A 19,033-nucleotide genomic window follows, 5' to 3' on the forward strand; every position below is an offset into this window, starting at 1 on the left:
CTTACCCCCACCGTAATCAGCGATTATAAAACCCATTTAACCGCCGCTTTTCGCCGACGTTTTGAAGGGACGCCGCCGCTGGCGTTTTTCGGCCTCTTGCCGCTTCTGCCGGTCGAGTTCGTAGTGGCGCTCCTTTAATTTCTGGAGAATGCGGGCGAAGTACTCCGCCAAGTAATCCTCTAGAGTCGTCACCTCCGTCGGCGCGACCCCCAACAGGGCATACACCGGCGTCATGTCCGCATCCAGCACTTCCCCCCGCGCCAGCAACGCCGCAAAGGCCAGCCGGTCCGCCATATTCCAGGTCCACTGAAACCCCCGCAAAAGGTGCCGGGTGGCCGTCAATACCCCCAGGGGCACCCGCAACACCTTGGCCGTCTTGCCGCTGAGGCGTTCACACAGGGCGATAATCTCTTCCGAGGTCCAGGGGCGCGGTCCCACCATGGGTAGTTTTTGGCCGATAGTCGTCGGCACCTCCAGACAACGCAGGGTCAACCGGGCAATGTCTTGGGTATCCATGTAGGCCACGGCGGTGGAGGTCCCGGTCAGCCAGACCGACTGTTCCTCCAGGATAGGAATGGCAAACTGGCCGATTAAGCCTTGGAAAAAACCCGCCGGCGCCAAGATGGTGTAATCCAACCCCGATTCCGCCAAAAAAGCCTCGGTGGCCGCCTTGACGCTCATCAACGGCACTTGGGGATAGCGCTCACAGCCCAGGATGGAGAAAAACACCAGTCGCTTCACCCCGGCCCGCACCATGGCCTGAACCAGACTCACCTTGCCCTGCCAGTCCACCTCCCGGATGCCAATGGCGTCGGTGGGTCGAGCCGTGGCGGCGTCAATTACGACGTCCATCCCCTCCAGGGCCGGTGCCAGGGTTTCGGGACGACAGAGGTTGCCCGGGACCAATTCCGCTCCCCATTCCCGCAAAAAGGTGGCCTTGCCCAAACTGCGCACGAAACACCGCACCTGATGCCCCTCCTGTAAGGCCCGCCGCGCCACCTGCCGTCCCAGCGTCCCCGTCGCCCCAACCACCAAAATCTTCATGCGCCCGCTGAAAAACTTTTTTACATTTCATTAAGAGTTTATCAGAAAACTTCCCCGGTCACCCTTGATCCCCGGGGGTCGGTTGGCCATTGATCCGGGTGCCTAGTGACTTCCTTCCTTTTAGGATGAATGGGGTTGGCTCAAGGACAGGATGATGACCGGGCAGGGGGTGGGGATTATCATCGTCGCCGCCGGGTTGGACTATCTCCTGGGGGACCCGCCCCAATGGCTCCATCCGGTGCAGGTGATGGGGTGGGGCATTGACCGCTACTGCCGCTGGGTCTGGCGCCAAGAATGGGGGGCGCGGGGACAAAAGAGCGCGGGCGTGGGCCTGGTGGTGGGAACCGTTGGGGTGACGGTGGCCGTCGTCTGGGGGGGGATAGGGCTGGTCCGGTCCCTGGTGCCGGGATGGGCCTGGGTCCTGGAGACGGTGTGGCTGGCCAGTAGCTTCGCCGGACGCAGTTTACGCCGGGCGGCCCTGGAGGTACTCGCACCGTTGCAGGCGGGAGACCTGGTGCTGGCGCGGCAGGTCCTGAGCCGGTACGTCGGGCGGGATACGGCCCACCTATCGGAAGGGGAAATTTTGCGGGCGGTGCTGGAAACGGTGAGTGAAAACGCCACCGATGGGGTCATGGCCCCCCTGTTTTATGGGCTGGTGGGGGCAGTGGTGGGACCATCGCCGGCGGTCTGGTCCTTGGCCTACAAGGCGGTCAGCACCTTGGATTCCATGGTGGGCTATCGCAGGGAACCCTATACCCATCTGGGCTGGGCCAGTGCCCGCCTAGAGGACCTGTTGACGTGGTTACCCTGTCGCCTGGTGGTATTCACCATCGCCCTGCTGTCGGGCCGACCGGGTTATGTCTGGCGGGTTTGTTGCCGGGATGCCCCCCAGGACCCTAGTCCTAATGCCGGTTGGAGCGAATGCTGTTATGCGGCGGCCCTGGGGGTGCAAATGGGGGGGGTGAATACCTACCAGGGGGTGGTCAAGGTGAAACCGACCCTGGGCGATCCGGGGCAACCGATTACGCCGACGGTCATTCACCAAGCCCTCACTCTAACCCGCCGGTGCTTTTTGACGTGGCTGGCGCTGGGGGTGCTGGTCCTGGGGATATGGCCCCGTTGAGGGGACGATGGGTGCCTGGGCAGGATGCCCCCACACCACCTGCTCGCGGCGGTACTGCACCGTGCCGGGGGGATGGCCCTTGAGCCGCTGCACATACCGGGCGCGGGTGTACACCACAGGCACCTGCTGGCTCTGGCGGGCGCGGCTGTAATAGGCAGCAATGTCGGCGGCGGCCTGCACATCGGCTTCGTCCAAGGGGACACCGGCAGGTAGGCGCAGCAGCACGTGACTTCCCGGAATTTCCTGGGCGTGAAACCACCAATCATCGTCGCCGGCGTAAGCAAAGGTGAGGGCTTCGTTTTGGCGATTGTTGCGGCCCACATAGATGGGATAGCCGCTGGGGCTGGTGAAGGTGAGGAAGGGAAGGTTGCGGCCAGGGGTGCGGGGACGATAGGTGGTCGGTTGCCAGTCGTAGCCCTGTTGGGCCAGTTCCTGGTAGATGTCCGCCAGTAAATCCAGGGCCGTTTCCGGATCGGTTGTGTCGAGTTGATCCACCTGGGTCTCGATTTGGTCGAGGTAGGCCAGTTGGGTCTGGACCTCCGCCAGTAGGGGGACAATGGTGGCCTTCGCCCGTTTGAGTTTTTGATATTGCCTGTACAAGTCCTGGGCAGTTTGCAGGGCGGTTTTATCGGCGGGAATGGGGATGGTTATGGGCCTGTCGGTGGCGAAATCGAGCACCTGGATCGCTGGCATCCCCGGCGACCAAAGCTGCAAATGGGCCATGAGCAAATCCGCCTGCTGGCGATAGGTTTCCGCCTGGGCGACCTGGTCTAACTTGGCCTGAAACAGGTGCCGTTTTTGTTGGAGTTTATGCCGCTGCTGCTGGAGCTTGTGCTGCAAATGCTGGCGTTGCTGGTGCAGGGCCTGGGCCGTCAGCTGCCGGTGGTAGTAGCCCTGGAGCAGTTGACTTACGCTGGCGCAGGGTTCGGTAATGCCCCACCCCAACACGGTATATCCCTGTTCGGTCAAACCCGGTGTAAATTGCCCCCTGTAGAGGGCCTGTAACCAACCTTGCCAGAGGGTCCAAAGCTGCTGCCATTGGTCTGGTGTCAGGTGGGATACGGGGGTCTCCGGGTCCAGGTCCAGTTGGGTAGCCATCTCCCGCACCAACTTGGCGCTCAGGCCCCGGTAGTTCTCCAGTAGGGCGCGGCGTAGGGGGACAGGCAGCAGACTCAACCGCCGATGCCACGGCTCAAAGGGTTCATCTAAGCGGGGAATCGTCTGGTTTAGGGGTGGGGGCGGTTGATAATGGTCGCCGGTTTGGAGGGGGCGTACCCGGGATTCCTGAGGGCTGACCTGGTGGGCGCAGGTGATGATCAGGCCGTCGGCTTGAGTCAAAACGGCATTGCTGTAACGCCCCATGACCTCCAGGTACAAGTGCCAGCGGGGAGAATCGTCGGGGCGCCGGGCAAAGGATAAAACCACTACCCGTTCCCAGGGGTCCAGCAACCGCAAATCCGTCAGGGCCAGGTGCCCCAGTTGGTGCCAGAGCTGCTGGCTAAAGGTGAAGGTATCTGGTACATCCGGGGGGCCATCGCTCAGGTGCAACCGGGCGGCCTGGGGATGCCAAGACAGCAACAACCAACCCCGGCGCTGCCAGGTACGCAATTCCAAGTACAGGTGATGCTTGTCCGTTTGGCGCACCCGTTCCAGGCGGGCAGGCAACCAATCCCGGCGCAATTCCTGGCAAACCGCCACCAGGGTCGTCAGATCACAGGGTTGTAGGGTCATTTTTTCAGGTAGGCCACCAGCCCCTGGGCGCGATGGTAGGCTGTGGTGTTGCCCTGCTGATGGAAAATCTGGGCGGCGCGACGGGCATCGGCGAGGGCAGCTTCCGTCTGTCCCAACACCGAGTAGGCCAATCCCCGCTGGAACCAGGCCTCCCCATGGTTGGGGTTCAAGGCCAGCACCCGGCTGAAATCCTGAATCGCCCCTTCCCGGTCGCCGCTGGCCGCCCGCACCCGTCCCCGCCCGTAATAGGCCCGCGGTTCGTCCGGCTGTTGCTGCAACCACTGGTCGTATTCCGCTAGGCTGCGGGCGTAGTCCTTCATCTCCCCATACAGGGCAGCCCGCTGGGCATGGGCTTCGGGGAAATGGGGCTGTAACAGCAAGGCTCGCCCCCAGTACTCCAACGCCGTTTCCTTTTGCCCCAGCCCCTGGTACACCAGCCCCAGGTTGTAACAGATTTCTGCACTCCCCGGCTCTAGACGCAAGGCCTGCCGCAAATCCTGCTCCGCCTCTGCCCAGCGGTCCAGGCGGCTATAGACCCAGGCGCGGATGGCATAAACCGGCCACCACCGAGGACACAAAGCCTGCACCCGGTCTAGGTCCGGCAAGGCGGCAGCGACTTTCTTTCCCCGGCAGTAGAGATAGGCCCGCAACACCAGCGCTTCCGGTAGCTCCCCCTGGAGGTGCAACGCCCGTTGACAGGCGGCCAGGGCCTCGGGGTACTTCTCCTGCTGGGTGTAAATCAACGCCTGCAACAGATGGGTTTCTGCCTGATGGGGCTGAAGGAGCAGAGCCTTATCCAGGGATACCAATGCCCTCGCTCCTTCGCCCTGCAACGCCTGTTGGACCCCTTGGGCAATGTAGTGGCCGATTTGCTCGCGCAGTTCCATCGCTGCACCATGCCTGGCCCCTACCCCATGTTCCCACAGGAGGGATTGCGGCGCAAGTCTAGCGCGGGAAGCGTCGTGGGGGCAGCCCAGGTCGACCGGGAATTTCAATGAAACCGCGGGGGCGGATACTGTCTTCTAGCTCCGTGCCCGTGAGAATGGCGCCTGTAAAATCGGCACCCCGAATATCGGCTCCCCGCAGGTCGGCATAGCGCAAATTGGCATTACGGAAATTAGCGCCCCGCAGGTCGGTATTGCGCAGGTTGGCCCCACTTAGGTCCGCCCCCTCCAGGTTGGCGCGGGTGAGGTCCGAATCGGCCAAATCGGCGTTACGTAACTCCAACCGTCTTAGGTCGGCTTCCCGCAGGTCACAGCCCGTACATTTATTGGTGCGCAGTAATTGCCGGACATGTTCCGCTTCCGCGCCCTGGGCCGGCATCGCCAGCAGCGCTAACAACACCAAGGTAAGGGCTGAGCATTTACCGTTCATGCAATCACCCCCTCAACTGACAGGTTGGGATGGCAGTCTCTATACCATTGGCCAGCGTATAACCAAACAGGAGAGACGCTGGCGGCCTAGATAAAGTTTCCTGTCTGGGAAACCAGAAACTTTAAGATGGAAGTGAACCGAACTAGGTTCCCATGTTGCGGTCAAAACCACGTCCCTGATACTCCTGTGCCTATCAGGGAATCGCCACTGCCCAGGGCGAATCGTTTACCGGACGGCTCCCAATGATTGTGGAGAATTTCTTCATCCGGGCTTTTGATAAGGCGCGACGCGGGGATTACCAAGGGGCGATTCTGGATTATACCCAGGCGTTGCAGGTCAACCCCGGCGATGCCAAGGCCTTTAATAACCGGGGCTTTGCCCACTTCATGCTCGGGGACTACGAGCGGGCCATCCACGATTACACCAGTGCTTTGCAGATTGACCCCAACTTTGGCGAAGCCTATTACAACCGGGGGATTGCCCGCTTCATGGTGGGGGATTACGAGGGGGCCATTGCCGACTACACCCAGGCGATTCAGTTGCGGCCCCAGGACCCCAAGGCCCACGGCAACCGGGGCTTTGCCCACCTGATGCTGAAAAACTACACCCAGGCGATTGCCGACTACACGGCGGCCCTGGCGTTGCAACCCCAAGATGCCAAGGCCTACTACAACCGGGGGGTGGCCTATCTGGCTCTCGAGCAATACGCGGCGGCTATCGCTGATTTTGACCAGGCCCTGCGGTACAACCCGGAGTTTGCCGAGGCCTACAACAAGCGAGGGAGCGCCTATTTCGAGTTGGGACACATCCAGGAAGCCCTGCGGGACTATAACGAAGCCCTACGGCTCAATCCCGCCCTGGCGGAGGCCTACTACAACCGGGGGGTGGCCTACGGGGAGCTGGGGCAGGTCCAGCGGGAAATCGAAGACTACACGGAGGCCATTCGCTTTAACCCAGACTTTGCCGAGGCCTATTACAACCGCGGGATTGCCCGGTTCATCAGCGGCGATAAGGAGGGGGCGCTGGCGGACTACACCAAGGCGATTCAGCTCAACCCCGAAGACGCCCGTTGTTACAGCAACCGGGGCTTTGCCTACCACAGCCTCAACCGGCTCCCGGAGGCCATTGCCGACTACACCAAGGCCCTGGAGCTGGACCCGGATTTGGCGGAGGTCTATAGCAAGCGGGGCAATGCCCGGTTTGACCTGGGGGATGTCACGGGGGCGATTGCGGACTACACCGAAGCCATCCGCATTAACCCCGATTACGCGGTGGCCTACTACAACCGAGCGACAGCACGCTTTGATCTGGGGGACGTGCTGGGGGAAATCGAGGACTACAACCGCACCCTGCGGCTCGACCCCAATTTTGCCGATGCCTACCTCAACCGGGGATTGGCACGCCTGCGGCTGGGGAACAAGCGGGAGGCCCTGGCAGACTTTCGCAAGGCGGCGTCCTTGTTTGAGCAGCGGGGAGACCAGGCCATGTATCAACAAATCATGGAACTCATCCAGAAGGTCGCCTCGAAGCCTAAGTCCCCCTAACTGTGGGATAATCATTGGGCTTGGGTAAAGAGACAACCATGACACAGGAGTTACCCGTTGTGGTGATTACCGGGGCCTCCCGGGGAATTGGTCGAGCCACCGCTTTGGCCTTTGCAACCCATCCGGCGCGGGTGGTCATCAACTTTCATCGCTCCGTTACTGAGGCGGAAACGGTGGCCCAGGAGGTGGAACGTTTGGGGGGCCAGGCCCTGCTGGTGCCGGCGGATGTTTCCCAACCGGACCAGGTGGATGCTCTGTTTCAACAGGTCATGGCCCACTGGGGGCGGGTGGATGTGCTGGTCAACAATGCCGGGATCACCCGGGACGGGCTGCTAGTGCGCCTCAAGGACGAGGACTGGCACGCGGTTATCAACCTTAATCTCCACGGCGTGTTTTACTGCACGCGGGCGGCGGTGAAGCACATGCTGCGGCAAAAAGGGGGGCGGATCATCAACATCACTTCGATTGCGGGGGTGATGGGCAACCCCGGCCAGGCCAACTACAGCGCCGCCAAAGCCGGTGTGATCGGTCTAACCCGCACCGTCGCTAAAGAATACGCTTCGCGGGGCATTACGGTCAACGCCGTCGCCCCCGGCTTTATCGCCACCGAAATGACGGCGGACTTGAAAAAAGACGAACTGCTTAAGCTGATTCCCCTGGGGCGTTTTGGCGAACCGGAAGAAGTAGCGGGGTTAGTGGCCTTTTTGGGGTTGCATCCGGCGGCGCGTTACATCACCGGCCAGGTGTTCCACATTGACGGCGGTCTGGTCATGGGGTGATGCCGGTCACCTCCCGGTACACCGCCAAGGTCTCCTGCAACAGCCGCCCAAAGGTGAAATGGGTTTCGTAACGGCGGCGTCCGGCTGCTCCCAGATGCTGGCGATGCTGGGGGTCCTGCACCAGCCGCTGGAGACACCGAACCAGTTGTTCCTGGTCCCCTGGGGGAATCACATACCCCGTCACCCCCGGAACGACCGCCTCTGCCGCCCCCCCCACAGCTGAGACCACCACCGGCAACCCCGCCCGCATGGCCTCCAAGGTCGAACGGGGAAAAGCCTCCCAGTGGGAAATCAGGGCAAAGATGTGGGCCTGGGCCAACAAACGCGCCACATCGGTGCGATACCCCCAAAAGGTCACCCGCTCCTGCAAACCCAAGGCCTGGGCCAGGTGTTCCAGTTGGGGGCGCAGGGGACCATCGCCTACCACCTCCACCCGCACGGTTTTATCCGGTAGCTGGGCCACCGCCCGGAGCAAATCGGCGTGGGCTTTTTGGGGTTCCAGACGACCGACCGTGATAATGCGCACAGGAGTTCCCCGTCCCGGTTGCGCCCGCAACTCCGGCTGAATATCCGGCATGGCGTTGTAAATGGTCACCAGCTTGGTGGGGGGAATGCCAATGGCCAGGCCCTGCTTGCAGATGGCAGCGGCAACGCAGATGATTTTGGGGGTGATGGCGGCCAACCGGCGCTCCAGGATGCGATAGACCCCAGCCCAACGACTCGGCGCGGCAAACGACCACCCGTGCACCGTAAACACAAACGGTATCCCCCGCCGGTAACAGGCCAACCGGGCCAAAACCCCCGCCTTGCTGGAGTGAATCGAAACCAAATCCGGTTGCCAGCTTTTCAACAGCCCCTGCAGCGCCCAATAGGCCCATCCATCCTGCCAGGGATGCACCGGACGTACCAACGACGGCAGGACCTGGTGGGGAATCCCCTGTTGGGCCAGCAATTGTTGGAAAGCTTCCCCCGCCCCCGAGGCCACCAGCACCGTATGACCCCGTTGCCGCAACTGCACCGCCAAATCCTTTACATGAATTTGCGCCCCGCCGATGGCATCCCCCCGCGTCACCACAAACAGAATGCGCATTAGGCAATGCGATAGTAATCCCGATACCAGGCCACAAATCGGGGGATACCTTCCTCGATGGGAGTTTGGGGGAGAAACCCCACCGCTGCGGTTAAATCCGCAATATCCGCGTAGGTTGCCGGCACATCCCCCGGTTGCAATGGCAGAAATTCCTTCACAGCCGGCCGTCCTAGGGCCTGTTCCAATACCTCGATAAACCGCAGCAAATTGACCGGCTGGTGATTGCCAATGTTGTAGAGCCGGTAGGGTGCCACACTCACCCCGGGATGCAACGTCGTGCCCTGGGGTTGCGGCGTGGGGATATGCTCCAGCACCCCCAACAACCCCTGCACCACATCATCGATGTAGGTGAAATCCCGTTCCATCTGGCCATAGTTATAGACCTGGATGGGCCGGCCTTCTAAGATAGCGCTGGTGAACTTAAACAGGGCCATATCCGGGCGTCCCCAGGGGCCATAGACCGTAAAAAAGCGCAACCCTGTCACCGGTAACCCAAACAGATAGCTGTAGGTGTGGGCCATCAACTCATTGGCCTTTTTCGTAGCCGCATATAGGCTGATGGGGTGGTCCACCGGGTCCCGCACCGAAAAGGGCATTTTGGTATTTAGGCCGTACACCGAACTGGAAGACGCAAACACCAGATGGCGCACTCCATGTTGGCGGCACCCCTCCAGGATGTGCAAAAAGCCCACCACATTGCTTTGGATGTAGGTGTGGGGCTGGTCCAGGGAATAGCGCACCCCTGCCTGGGCCGCCAGATGCACCAGCACATCCGGAGGAGATTGGGCAAACAACTGCTCCACCCCCTGCCGGTCGGCTAGGTCCAAATACACAAACGTGAACCGGGGGTCATCCTTAAGCTGCGCCAGCCGGTCCCGCTTCAGCTGCACATCGTAGTAGGGGTTGAGATTGTCAATGCCGATGACCCGCCGCCCTTGCTGCAGCAGCGCCCGCGCCAGGTGAAACCCGATAAACCCCGCTGCCCCCGTGACCCAAACCGCCTCCCTCATGGCGTCCCCACCTTTTGCCGCAGTGCCCGCCGCAGCCCGATCACCAAACTGGCATTGGCCACCGTCAGCCAGAACTCCGCCCCCCCATGCAGCCAGTCCACATCTGCTAAGGAACGCCCATAGAACCGCTGCGCCGCCACCCCCGCCGGAATACTAATCGCCACAAACAGGAGCGTCAGACCGAACCCTATTTGAATCCCTCGTGGCGCTTTCGCCCGGGCCAGGCACCAGAGAAACCCCAGGTAGGGAAACAGCGACAGAGCAAACAGGACATTTTCCGTCATGGCGTGCGCATCAAATCCCAGGCCGCCCACCAGAGCGCGCAATTGCCCACCAACGTCAACCCCGCCTGTCCCATCACCAGCCAGTGCAGCGCCGGGTCATTGTCAAAAAAATGCCAGGTTATCGCACACATTGCCCCTCCCAACGCCGGCACCATCGCCCAAGTGAACTGCCGCCAGCCGTACTGCCAAAACAGCACCATTGCCGTCCCCCACTCCAGCACACTGGCGATATGGATCACCCAAGTTGGCCACGACAGGACATGCATGAAGCCACCCTAGCACAGGCAATTCCTAGTTGGTTGACTCCTGGGGCAGACGCACCTTCGTCGCCAACCCCAACTTCTGCAGCGTCCAGATCATCATCCAGGTCACATCAATTTCCCACCAGCGCAAGCCGTGCCGGGCCGAGTGGGGAAACGCATGGTGATTGTTGTGCCACCCCTCCCCAAACGCCAGCAGCGCCACCCACCAGCAATTGGTCGAGCGGTCCTTGCTGTCATAGGTGCGATAGCCATATTTATGCGTAGCACTATTCACAAACCAAGTAGCGTGATAGACCAGGACCAAGCGCACAAAAATCCCCCAAATCACCCAGGGCCAACCCCCCAGGGCAAACAACAACAATCCCAGCCCAATTTGCAGGGGCAACATCCAATTTTGCAAAAACCGGTACACCCCATCCTGGTTAATGTCTTTCGTGTACTTAGGAATCTCCTGATCCTGGGGCAAACGGTGCAACATCCAGCCCATATGGCTCCACCAAAATCCCCGATTCGAGTCATGGGGGTCGCCCTCCTGGTCAGAATACAGATGATGCAACCGATGCAAGCCCACCCAATCGATCGGCCCCCCTTGACAGGCCAGCGTCCCGCAAAACGCCAGGAAATACTCCAACCATTTGGGCACCACAAAACTGCGGTGGGTAATCAGCCGGTGAAACCCCAAAGTAATCCCCAGCCCGCCGGTGATGAAATACAGCAGCAGCATTACCCCCACCGCACCCGGGTTAGTCATCCCCGGCACCAGGGCCACCAGGGCACCCCCGTGAATCGCTCCGATGAAAAAAATCGTTACCCAATCCAGCGGCAAGCGCGGCGCTGTCGTCGTGGTCATGTATCGAACCTAAAAGCAACCTTTCCTACCCTACCACAGAATCTGACCCCTGCAACCGTACCTTATCCACCCGTGGTACCTTGAAAAACACAGACTCAGTCCCAAACTGCCCATGGTGCGATTAGCCCTGGAAATCGTCCTAACGTTGTTGGTCGTTTGTAGTGCAATTTTCTATTTGTCCACTTGGGGGGTGACCCTGGCATTTGCCCGGGAGCAAAAGGGTTTGGTGTTACCCGAAAAAGTGGCGGGGGTTTCTTTGCTCATTCCCGTGCGGGGTTTAGATGAAGGTGCGGCCGAGAACTGGCGCTCCTTTTGTGAACAAAACCATCCCCAGTACGAAGTAATTTTTGGGGTGATGGACCCGGCGGACCCAGCGCTACCTTTGTTGCGGCAGTTGGTCGCAGCGTATCCCCATGTTTTTTTGATCTACGGTTTACCGGCCTATGGGGTGAACCACCAGGTCAGTAATTTGATGCATCTGCTACAGGTGGCCCGTTACGAACTGGTGGTGTTTGCCGACAGCGATATCCGGGTGACGCCCGATTATTTACGGACCGTGACTGCCCCTTTGCACCAACCAGAAATTGGCCTGGTGACTTGTGGGTACATGGACCATCACCCACAATTTTTGGGGGCTGCCCTGGCGTCCCTGAATCGCTGCGTGGAATTTTTGCCGGCATTTTTGCTGGGACGGGTGCTGGATGGGGGCTTGCGCTATGCCCTGGGGCCGACGATTGCCACCCGTAAAGAGGTCATCCGCGCCTGGGGGGGGCTGGAACAGGTGGTCAATCGCATCGGTTCGGATTTCCACATGGGGCGTTTGGCCCGGGCGGCGGGTTACCGGGTGGAAATGTCCCCTTATGTGCTGGATAACTGTTGTGGCCGGGAGTCGGTGGGGCAGGTATTACAGCGGGAGTTACGCTGGGCAAGAACCATCCGGGTCAATCGGGGCTGGCCCTACTACGGTTTGGGCGCGACCTTTGGCCTGGTGTACGGGGGGCTGTTGCTGTTGGTCAGCGGCGGGGCAGGGTGGTCCTTGGCGTTGGTGCTGGGGATGTACCTGCTCCGGCTGGGACAAGCCGTGGCCGCTATCCAAGTCTTTCGCTGCCCGAGCCTCTACCGCTGGCTGTGGGTCCTGCCACTGCGGGATGTTTTGAGTTTTGGGGTGTGGCTGGCGGGTGCCGTCGGGCGGCGGGTGTACTGGCGGGGCCGCTGGCTGGCCATTCAACCGGGGGGGAGGTTGCAAAGCAGCGCCTAGCCCTGTCGCAGGGTATGCAGGGCGTTTTGGGTGACTTGGGCCAGGGCCTGTTCGTTGGCCCGGGGTAGGTGGTAGTAGCTGCCCCCCGCTTTTTCTGCCAGTTCCTTGGCAAAGCCCGTCGAAACAAACCGATTTTCCGTATTGATCACCAACAGGCGAAAATCCAACGCCCGGATTTTGGCAGCAATGTCCAGCAGTTCGGCCTTGATGTCCGTGGGTGTCTCCGTAGGTTGTCCCAGAGAACGGGCCAACGGTACATTTCCCCGACCATCGGTAATGGCCACAATGATCACCTGACCAATGTCGCCGCTTTGCTGGGCATTGAGTCCGACCCGCACCGCTTGGGTGAGTCCATGGGCCAAGGGGGAGCCGCCTCCACAGGGCAGTTGTTCCAGCCGACGGCGGGCCGCCTCCACCGAGCGCGTGGGGGGCAACAACACCTCCGCTTGTTCTCCCCGAAAAGGAATCAACGCCACCTGGTCCCGGTTCTGGTAGGCCGCTGTCAACAGGCGTAAAACGGCACCCTTGGCCGCCTGCATGCGATTCAGGGCCATGGAACCCGACGCATCCACCACGAAAATGATCAAGGCCCCTGCTTTGCGCACCAGACGTTTGGCCCGCACGTCCTCGGCAGTCACAATTACACGGCGATGGGGTTGGCGCTGGCGCCGCTGTTTCTGGTAGGGAGCTGCCGCCCGCAAAGTGGCATCAACGGCGATGCGGGGATGGGGCCCCTGGGGCAACACTGGCTTGACATAACGCCCGCGGGTCAGAGACAGGGTCTGGTTGCGTTGGCCGGCCCGGGCGCGGGGGCGACATTTCTGGGCAAACGCCAACAGCTGGGGGTCCAAAATCACCCCCTCTGGGTCAAAGACAAACTCTTCGGGGATGCTGGGGGTATCAGTGGTCTCCGGCTGGTCTTGGTCCGGTGTTTCCGGTTCGGGGGCGTTCTCCGTCTGGGGCGAAGGGGGGGGGGGTGGAGAACTGGCAGGGACCGTGGTGGCCCGGGGAACAATCACCAACTCCACCGCTACCCGCAAATCCTCAGCATTGACTCGGCTGCGTCCCTCCAAGGCGGCATGGGCGCGGGCTACTCGGGCGGCAAACAATTCCCCCCGATGGCCCTGGACACCTGCCCGCAGTGCCTCCTCCACCAAATAGCCCATCTGTTCCCGACTCAAAGTCACCGTCGGCAGCCATTCCCGGGCCAGCAACAGTTGCGTGCGCAGGGCCTCTAGGTCGGACTGGTGTTCTGCCCACAGGCTTTGGGGGTCATCCCCATACCGCACCGCCTGGGTCACAGCCGCCACCCGGTCCGGGAGTTCCGTCAGCGGGTCCATCACCACTTGCATGGCAAACCGGTCCCGCAAATGGCTGCGCACCTCTCCTTCCTCGGGGTTATAGGTGGCAATAAGCAGTGGGCGACAGGGATGCACGACGCTAATACCTTCCCGTTCCACCCGGTTGACCCCCTCCGCCAGCACCGTCAGCAAGAGGTTGACTAGGCTATCTTCCAGGAGGTTCAGCTCGTCCACGTACAAAATGCCGCGATGGGCCTGGGCCAGCAGTCCCGGTTGGAACACTGGCGTCCCCTGCTTGAGGGAAGCAGCCACATCCACAGCACCCACCAGGCGGTCCTCGGTGACCCCAAGGGGAATCTGCACAAACGGCGGCGGCACCACCTGGGTTTCCAGCTCAGCAGGGGGGAAGGGCCACTCTTCCGGGTGTTGGGGGTCGTCCTGGTACGGAGAACCGCGCACCACTTCGATGGGGGGCATCAAGGCATGGATGGCCCGCGCCAACACCGACTTGGCTGTTCCCTTGGGTCCCGCCAGCAAGATACCACCAATACCGGTATCCACGGCCCCCAGCAAAAGCGCCCGTTTAACCCGCTCCTGGCCAACGACGGCTGTCAGAGGGAATGTCAGCCGCTGTGTAATCGTCATCGCCCCGCTTTTTCTTGGCTTGCCAGAGCTGATCATAGCTTTCCTGGGCAGACAGCGGCGATAGAACGGCCCGCCGATTGACTATACTAAGTAGGGAATGCGGGCATAGTTTAGTGGTAAAACCACAGTCTTCCAAACTGTTGTCGCGGGTTCGATTCCCGCTGCCCGCTTCCCCGGTAAAAACGCCAAACCCCCCAGAAAGGCCGATGGGCTCGGGATGTGTTGTGAACTGTACCGTGTCACGGAATTTTGGGTCTGAAGGGTGCAAGGCCAGTCGGATGAAGAGAGCAAAGAAGCGGAAAGGCACGGGCGACTTCTACTGGGGAACTCGCGCTTGGGTTAAAATCGCGCTCTGGGCGTGGTATCCTAGTAAATTGGGTGGATGGCGGAATTGGTAGACGCAGCAGACTCAAAATCTGCCGGTGGCAACACCTTGCGAGTTCGAGTCTCGCTCCGCCCATGGTAAGGCCCCGTGGTAGGATCAAAACCTAAACTGCCGCGGTCACGATGGGCACCATCTCTAAACTACTGATCGCCAACCGGGGCGAGATTGCAGTGCGCATTTTGCGTTCCTGTGTGGAGTTGGGCATCCAAACGGTGGCGGTGCACTCCACGGTGGACCGGCCTTGTCTGCATGTGCAACTGGCGGATGAGACGGTTTGTATCGGAGAAGCCCCCAGCGCCAAAAGCTATCTGAATGTCCCCAACATCATTGCCGCGGCCTTGACTCGCAACGCTACAGCGATTCATCCGGGCTATGGGTTTTTGGCAGAAAACGCCCGCTTTGCGGAAATCTGCGCCGACCACAATCTCATTTTCGTTGGCCCGACGCCCCAAGCCATCCGCGCCATGGGGGACAAAGCCAATGCCAAGCGCACGATGCAGCAGGTGGGGGTGCCGGTGATTCCTGGAAGTGATGGGCTGGTGACGGAGGAAACGACGGCCCTGCGGCTGGCCCACGAAATTGGCTTTCCGGTGATCATCAAGGCGACAGCCGGCGGGGGTGGGCGCGGCATGCGGGTGGTGCGGCAACCGGAAGATTTCAGTCGGGCTTTTATGGCGGCGCAGGGGGAGGCGGAGGCGGCTTTTGGTCATGGGGGGGTGTATCTGGAAAAGTTCATCGAGCACCCGCGCCATGTGGAAATCCAAATCCTGGCGGACCAGTACGGCAATGTGGTGCATTTGGGGGAGCGGGACTGTTCGGTGCAGCGGCGACACCAAAAACTGCTAGAGGAAGCCCCCAGCCCCATCCTTACCCCCGAACTGCGGGAAGACATGGGTCGCCAGGCAGTGCGAGCAGCCCAGGCCATTGGTTATGTAGGGGCGGGAACAGTGGAATTTTTGGTGGATAAGCACGGGCGCTTTTACTTCATGGAAATGAACACCCGCATCCAGGTGGAGCATCCGGTGACGGAAATGATCACGGGTCTGGATTTGATCGCCTGGCAAATTCGCATCGCCCAAGGGGAACGGTTGCCCTTTCGCCAAGAGGACATCCGCTGGCACGGGCACGCCATGGAATGCCGAATCAATGCGGAGGACCCAGAGCATCAATTTCGGCCCTGTCCGGGACGGATCCTGGCCTATTTACCGCCGGGGGGACCGGGGGTGCGGGTGGACTCCCACGTGTATCCCGACTACGAAATCCCCCCCTATTACGACTCCCTCATTGCCAAGGTCATCGTCTGGGGGGAAAACCGGGACCATGCCATTGCCCGGATGAAACGTGCCCTCCAGGAATGTGCCATTACGGGGGTAAAGACGACTCTGGAGTTTCATCAGCATTTACTGGATCATCCGGCCTTTGTGCGGGCAGAGATTGATACCCATTTTGTGGATCGGTGGATGCAGAGCGGTTACCCCGCAGCCAAACCGTAAAACTGACTTGCCCCTGGCCGCTTTCTAGCGTTATCCGGCCCCCTAACCGCTCCACCAATTCCTTGACCAATGCCAGCCCTAAACCCGTCCCGCCGTGCTTCCAGCGGTCGTGTTGGGAAAGACGATAAAAACGCTCAAAAACCCGCGCCTGCTCCGCTTCGGGAATTTCGACACCGGTGTTGATGACCTGTAAATAAACACCCTGCTCGTCTTGATTAACCCGCAACGTGATGGTCTCTCCAGGGGGCGTGTATTTGCAGGCGTTGGTCAGCAATTCATTGACGATGCGCTCGAGGTAGGGGATGTGGACTAGCACCGGGGGGACATCGTCGGCTATGTCCAGTTGCAGGGTTTGCTGCTGCTGCCTGGCCTGCTCCTGAAAGGGCGCGACCAGCGGTGGGAGAAAGGTGGCCAAGTTGATGGAGACCAAGGTGGGGCAACGGGCACCGGCTTGCAAACGCGCCAGGTCCAAGAGATCGTTGATCAAGTTGACTTCCTGCTCTGTTTGTTGCTTGAGGATGTTGAGGTATTTCACCAGGGAGTCGTTGGGGTCGTCGCTCAGGAGTCCCCGGCGCTGCAGGTTCATTTCAATCATACGTGTCGCCATGCGAATACTGCTCAAGGGGGTGCGCAACTCATGGGAAACGGTACTGACAAAGTCATCCTTCATTTGGTTGAGCCGGGCCAGTTCCTCAATCTGGGCGCGGGCGGAATACAAGTCGGTGACATCAAGGGCACTGATGATCAGGGACCAGTAGGGTTCCGGGCCTTTGGGGAGGACGCGCACACTCTGTTGAATCCAGCGCATGTGTCCATCCCGATCCCGAAACCGGTAACAAAAATGGTGGTCCGTTTCCCCCTGGTAAATCCGTTCATGCACTGGTAGAACGATATTGCTCACATCTTCCGGGGGAATCCGCTGATACCAGAGTTTGGGGTTGGCCAGGAATTCCTCGGGCCGGTAACCCATCACCTGCTCGCACTGGGGAGAAATATATTCATAAACCACCTGGTAATTGGGGTAGAGACGCAGGCGCACCGTCACCGATGGACTGTTTTCCAACAGCCATTGCAATTCCTGTTGGGAGGTCTGGAGTTGTCGGTGCATTTGGGCTTGTTCTATGGCTAATCCTAAGTGCTGGCTCAGCCGTTGACCCAAGGCGATTGTATCCGCTGACCAGGGCTGGGCATCGGTTCCTAAGCGCATGAGCGACAAACTGCCCCACACCTGGGAATTCACCACAATCGGCACCAACAACCAAGCCCCCGGAAAATCCTGCCCCAGCCGTTGATTCACCGGGTCTGAAATGGTGTTGGTGTCATCCACCTGGACAATACGGTTGGCCAGCAGTTCGGCGCTGAAGGGATTGTCTGCAGCACGAATTTCCTGCACAGCCGGGGTAAATAACTCACCATTTTTGTTGCAGTTCACGCGAAAGCGCCAGCACCGGTCTTGGGGGACGTACTCTACGATGTGTACTTCTAACTGAAATTCTTGGCTGATGGTCGTGGCGGCAATGCGAAAAATTCCATCTAAATCCAAGCTGGAGCGCATGGCCTGCATGACCCGACAGAGACTTCTTTCCGTGGCCATTTGCCGTTCCAGGGCCAGTTCAGCCTGTTTGCGGTCGGTAATATCCAAGGCAAGGCCATGCCAGCGCACTGCCCCCTTTTGTGACCATTCCGCCTGGGCAAACCCTCGCAACCATTTCACCTGCCCATTGGGGGTCACAATGCGCCATTCATGCTGAAAGAGTTCGTTGTGCATGAGGGCTTCTCGCAGGGCGCGCTGATAGCCGATGCGGTCGTCGGGATGAATTTGCCCATACACCAGGAAAGGATTTTGATAGGCCTGTTCCACAGCTAAGCCATAAATTGTCGTAAACGCCGGACTGAGATATTCATAGGCTTGGGGACCCTGTTCATCTTCGACCACGGTGTAGATGACACCTGGAAACATGTCGGCAATGCGCTGGAATCTGACTTGGCTTTGACGCAGGGCCGCTTTCGCCTGTTCCTGCTCGGTAATGTCCACATAGGCCACGATGACGCCACCGTTGGGCAAGGGGGCAGCATTAACCGACAGGCAACACTCCGAACCATCCGGGCGCACAAAATGGAGCGTTTGATTGGTCACCACCTGCCGGTTTTTCCAGGCGCGCACCACCGGTCGTTCGTCAGGGGGCAGACTACATAAACCCGGGTCATCAATGCGGTATTTCACCAGTTCACTGACCGGGATACCTAAAATGAGTTCCGAGGCGGGGTTAGAGGCGGTGATTTTGCCATTGGCATCAATAATCCCTACCCCCACTGGCAGCAGCTCAAACAGGGTGCGGTAGTACAGGCTCTCCGGGTCCACCGGTTGGGGATAGAAATGATGGGGCGGCAGGGCATAAATGGCCCAGAGCTGGTAGGGATGCTCTAGCCACAGGGGTAACCGCTCAATCCATAGGGGCCGTTCCACCCCATCCGGTCGGCGATAAACCGTCCGCGTCAGACGACCGTTGTTGACAGCCGGCCAGTCGGGGAACCAATCACTCCGGTTGGTCGTCACGAGTACACGACGCGAGCGCCCCAAGAGTTCTACCGCTGCCTGGTTCACCCAGAGCCAGCGTCCGTGGTCGTTGGTGAGCACCAAGGCTTGGGCTGACCGCTCCAGCAAGAGGCCAAGGTCTCGGCGATCTACACTCATTGACTTACCTGGCGTTGGAGATAGGCCCTTTCATGGTAGATTGCGGCATCTTTGACAACCATCCTATCGGCAATATCTTGGCTAGGATAGAGGCCCAAGGTTGCTGGTTCCCGTAAATATACCTATCACAAGGGGACTGTTAATTAAAAAAAATAAAGATTGGT

15 protein-coding genes, 2 tRNA genes and 1 pseudogene are annotated in these 19,033 nt (G+C 60.0%); 7 read left to right on the forward strand and 11 right to left on the reverse strand.

Annotated elements, in window-relative coordinates; translation table 11 throughout:
- Nucleotides 1-36: 36 nt before the first annotated feature.
- Nucleotides 37-1,044 (reverse strand): NAD(P)H-binding protein, encoded by a 1,008-nt coding sequence (locus Q6L55_04745; GenBank protein ID MEN9258028.1) that lies wholly within the window; start codon nucleotides 1,042-1,044, stop codon nucleotides 37-39.
- Nucleotides 1,045-1,195: 151 nt separating this feature from the next.
- On the opposite strand from Q6L55_04745, the gene cbiB reads away from it, so the two are divergent.
- Nucleotides 1,196-2,167, forward strand: a complete 972-nt coding sequence (gene cbiB / locus Q6L55_04750) for an adenosylcobinamide-phosphate synthase CbiB (GenBank protein ID MEN9258029.1) — start codon at nucleotides 1,196-1,198, stop codon at nucleotides 2,165-2,167.
- Here the strand turns inward: cbiB and Q6L55_04755 are convergent.
- Genes Q6L55_04755 through Q6L55_04765 form a run of 3 tightly spaced genes read right to left on the reverse strand, consistent with a single transcriptional unit; the run spans nucleotide 2,099 to nucleotide 5,272 of the window.
- Entirely contained in the window at nucleotides 2,099-3,898 is a 1,800-nt protein-coding gene (locus tag Q6L55_04755; protein MEN9258030.1) for an NFACT RNA binding domain-containing protein, read from the reverse strand. The genes cbiB and Q6L55_04755 overlap by 69 nt on opposite strands.
- Nucleotides 3,895-4,785 (reverse strand): tetratricopeptide repeat protein, encoded by an 891-nt coding sequence (locus Q6L55_04760; protein MEN9258031.1) that lies wholly within the window; start codon nucleotides 4,783-4,785, stop codon nucleotides 3,895-3,897. The genes Q6L55_04755 and Q6L55_04760 overlap by 4 nt, the downstream gene beginning before the upstream one ends.
- Before the next feature lie 58 nt (nucleotides 4,786-4,843).
- Nucleotides 4,844-5,272: a pentapeptide repeat-containing protein gene (locus tag Q6L55_04765; GenBank protein ID MEN9258032.1), complete on the reverse strand. Its 429-nt coding sequence runs from the start codon at nucleotides 5,270-5,272 to the stop codon at nucleotides 4,844-4,846.
- Nucleotides 5,273-5,514: 242 nt separating this feature from the next.
- Between Q6L55_04765 and Q6L55_04770 the strand changes: the two genes are divergently transcribed.
- The gene (locus tag Q6L55_04770; protein MEN9258033.1) at nucleotides 5,515-6,816 is read left to right on the forward strand and encodes a tetratricopeptide repeat protein; all 1,302 of its coding nucleotides are present in this window, start codon (nucleotides 5,515-5,517) and stop codon (nucleotides 6,814-6,816) included.
- Between the two features lie 38 nt (nucleotides 6,817-6,854).
- The gene (fabG, locus tag Q6L55_04775; GenBank protein MEN9258034.1) at nucleotides 6,855-7,595 is read left to right on the forward strand and encodes a 3-oxoacyl-[acyl-carrier-protein] reductase; all 741 of its coding nucleotides are present in this window, start codon (nucleotides 6,855-6,857) and stop codon (nucleotides 7,593-7,595) included.
- Here fabG and Q6L55_04780 read toward each other — a convergent pair.
- From Q6L55_04780 to Q6L55_04800, 5 genes are read right to left on the reverse strand one after another with little or no spacing between them, the layout of a single operon-like run.
- Nucleotides 7,585-8,685, reverse strand: a complete 1,101-nt coding sequence (locus Q6L55_04780; GenBank protein MEN9258035.1) for a glycosyltransferase family 4 protein — start codon at nucleotides 8,683-8,685, stop codon at nucleotides 7,585-7,587. The genes fabG and Q6L55_04780 overlap by 11 nt on opposite strands.
- Complete coding sequence (locus Q6L55_04785) at nucleotides 8,685-9,695, reverse strand: NAD-dependent epimerase (GenBank protein MEN9258036.1); 1,011 nt, start codon at nucleotides 9,693-9,695, stop codon at nucleotides 8,685-8,687. Before Q6L55_04785 ends, Q6L55_04780 begins: the two co-directional genes overlap by 1 nt.
- Nucleotides 9,692-9,979 (reverse strand): DUF3593 domain-containing protein, encoded by a 288-nt coding sequence (locus Q6L55_04790; GenBank protein ID MEN9258037.1) that lies wholly within the window; start codon nucleotides 9,977-9,979, stop codon nucleotides 9,692-9,694. The genes Q6L55_04785 and Q6L55_04790 overlap by 4 nt, the downstream gene beginning before the upstream one ends.
- Nucleotides 9,976-10,245 carry a DUF2499 domain-containing protein gene (locus tag Q6L55_04795; GenBank protein ID MEN9258038.1) on the reverse strand — a complete coding sequence of 90 codons (270 nt, stop codon included), beginning with the start codon at nucleotides 10,243-10,245 and terminating at the stop codon, nucleotides 9,976-9,978. The genes Q6L55_04790 and Q6L55_04795 overlap by 4 nt, the downstream gene beginning before the upstream one ends.
- 25 nt (nucleotides 10,246-10,270) lie before the next feature.
- Nucleotides 10,271-11,092 carry a fatty acid desaturase gene (locus Q6L55_04800; GenBank protein ID MEN9258039.1) on the reverse strand — a complete coding sequence of 274 codons (822 nt, stop codon included), beginning with the start codon at nucleotides 11,090-11,092 and terminating at the stop codon, nucleotides 10,271-10,273.
- A gap of 112 nt (nucleotides 11,093-11,204) precedes the next feature.
- Between Q6L55_04800 and Q6L55_04805 the strand changes: the two genes are divergently transcribed.
- Complete coding sequence (locus tag Q6L55_04805; GenBank protein MEN9258040.1) at nucleotides 11,205-12,350, forward strand: glycosyltransferase; 1,146 nt, start codon at nucleotides 11,205-11,207, stop codon at nucleotides 12,348-12,350.
- Here Q6L55_04805 and bchD read toward each other — a convergent pair.
- Nucleotides 12,347-14,296 (reverse strand): magnesium chelatase ATPase subunit D, encoded by a 1,950-nt coding sequence (gene bchD / locus Q6L55_04810; protein ID MEN9258041.1) that lies wholly within the window; start codon nucleotides 14,294-14,296, stop codon nucleotides 12,347-12,349. The genes Q6L55_04805 and bchD overlap by 4 nt on opposite strands.
- 99 nt (nucleotides 14,297-14,395) lie before the next feature.
- Between bchD and Q6L55_04815 the strand changes: the two genes are divergently transcribed.
- From Q6L55_04815 to accC, 3 genes are all read left to right on the forward strand, one after another.
- A tRNA-Gly gene (locus tag Q6L55_04815) sits at nucleotides 14,396-14,466 on the forward strand.
- Between the two features lie 206 nt (nucleotides 14,467-14,672).
- Nucleotides 14,673-14,756, forward strand: a tRNA-Leu gene (locus tag Q6L55_04820).
- A gap of 47 nt (nucleotides 14,757-14,803) precedes the next feature.
- Complete coding sequence (gene accC / locus Q6L55_04825; GenBank protein ID MEN9258042.1) at nucleotides 14,804-16,174, forward strand: acetyl-CoA carboxylase biotin carboxylase subunit; 1,371 nt, start codon at nucleotides 14,804-14,806, stop codon at nucleotides 16,172-16,174.
- Nucleotides 16,175-16,220: 46 nt separating this feature from the next.
- Here the strand turns inward: accC and Q6L55_04830 are convergent.
- Nucleotides 16,221-18,869, reverse strand: a pseudogene (locus Q6L55_04830) (PAS domain-containing protein).
- Nucleotides 18,870-19,033 lie beyond the last annotated feature (164 nt).

It is taken from the genome of Gloeomargarita sp. SRBZ-1_bins_9 (assembly GCA_039794565.1).
Taxonomy (GTDB): Bacteria; Cyanobacteriota; Cyanobacteriia; order Gloeomargaritales; family Gloeomargaritaceae; genus Gloeomargarita.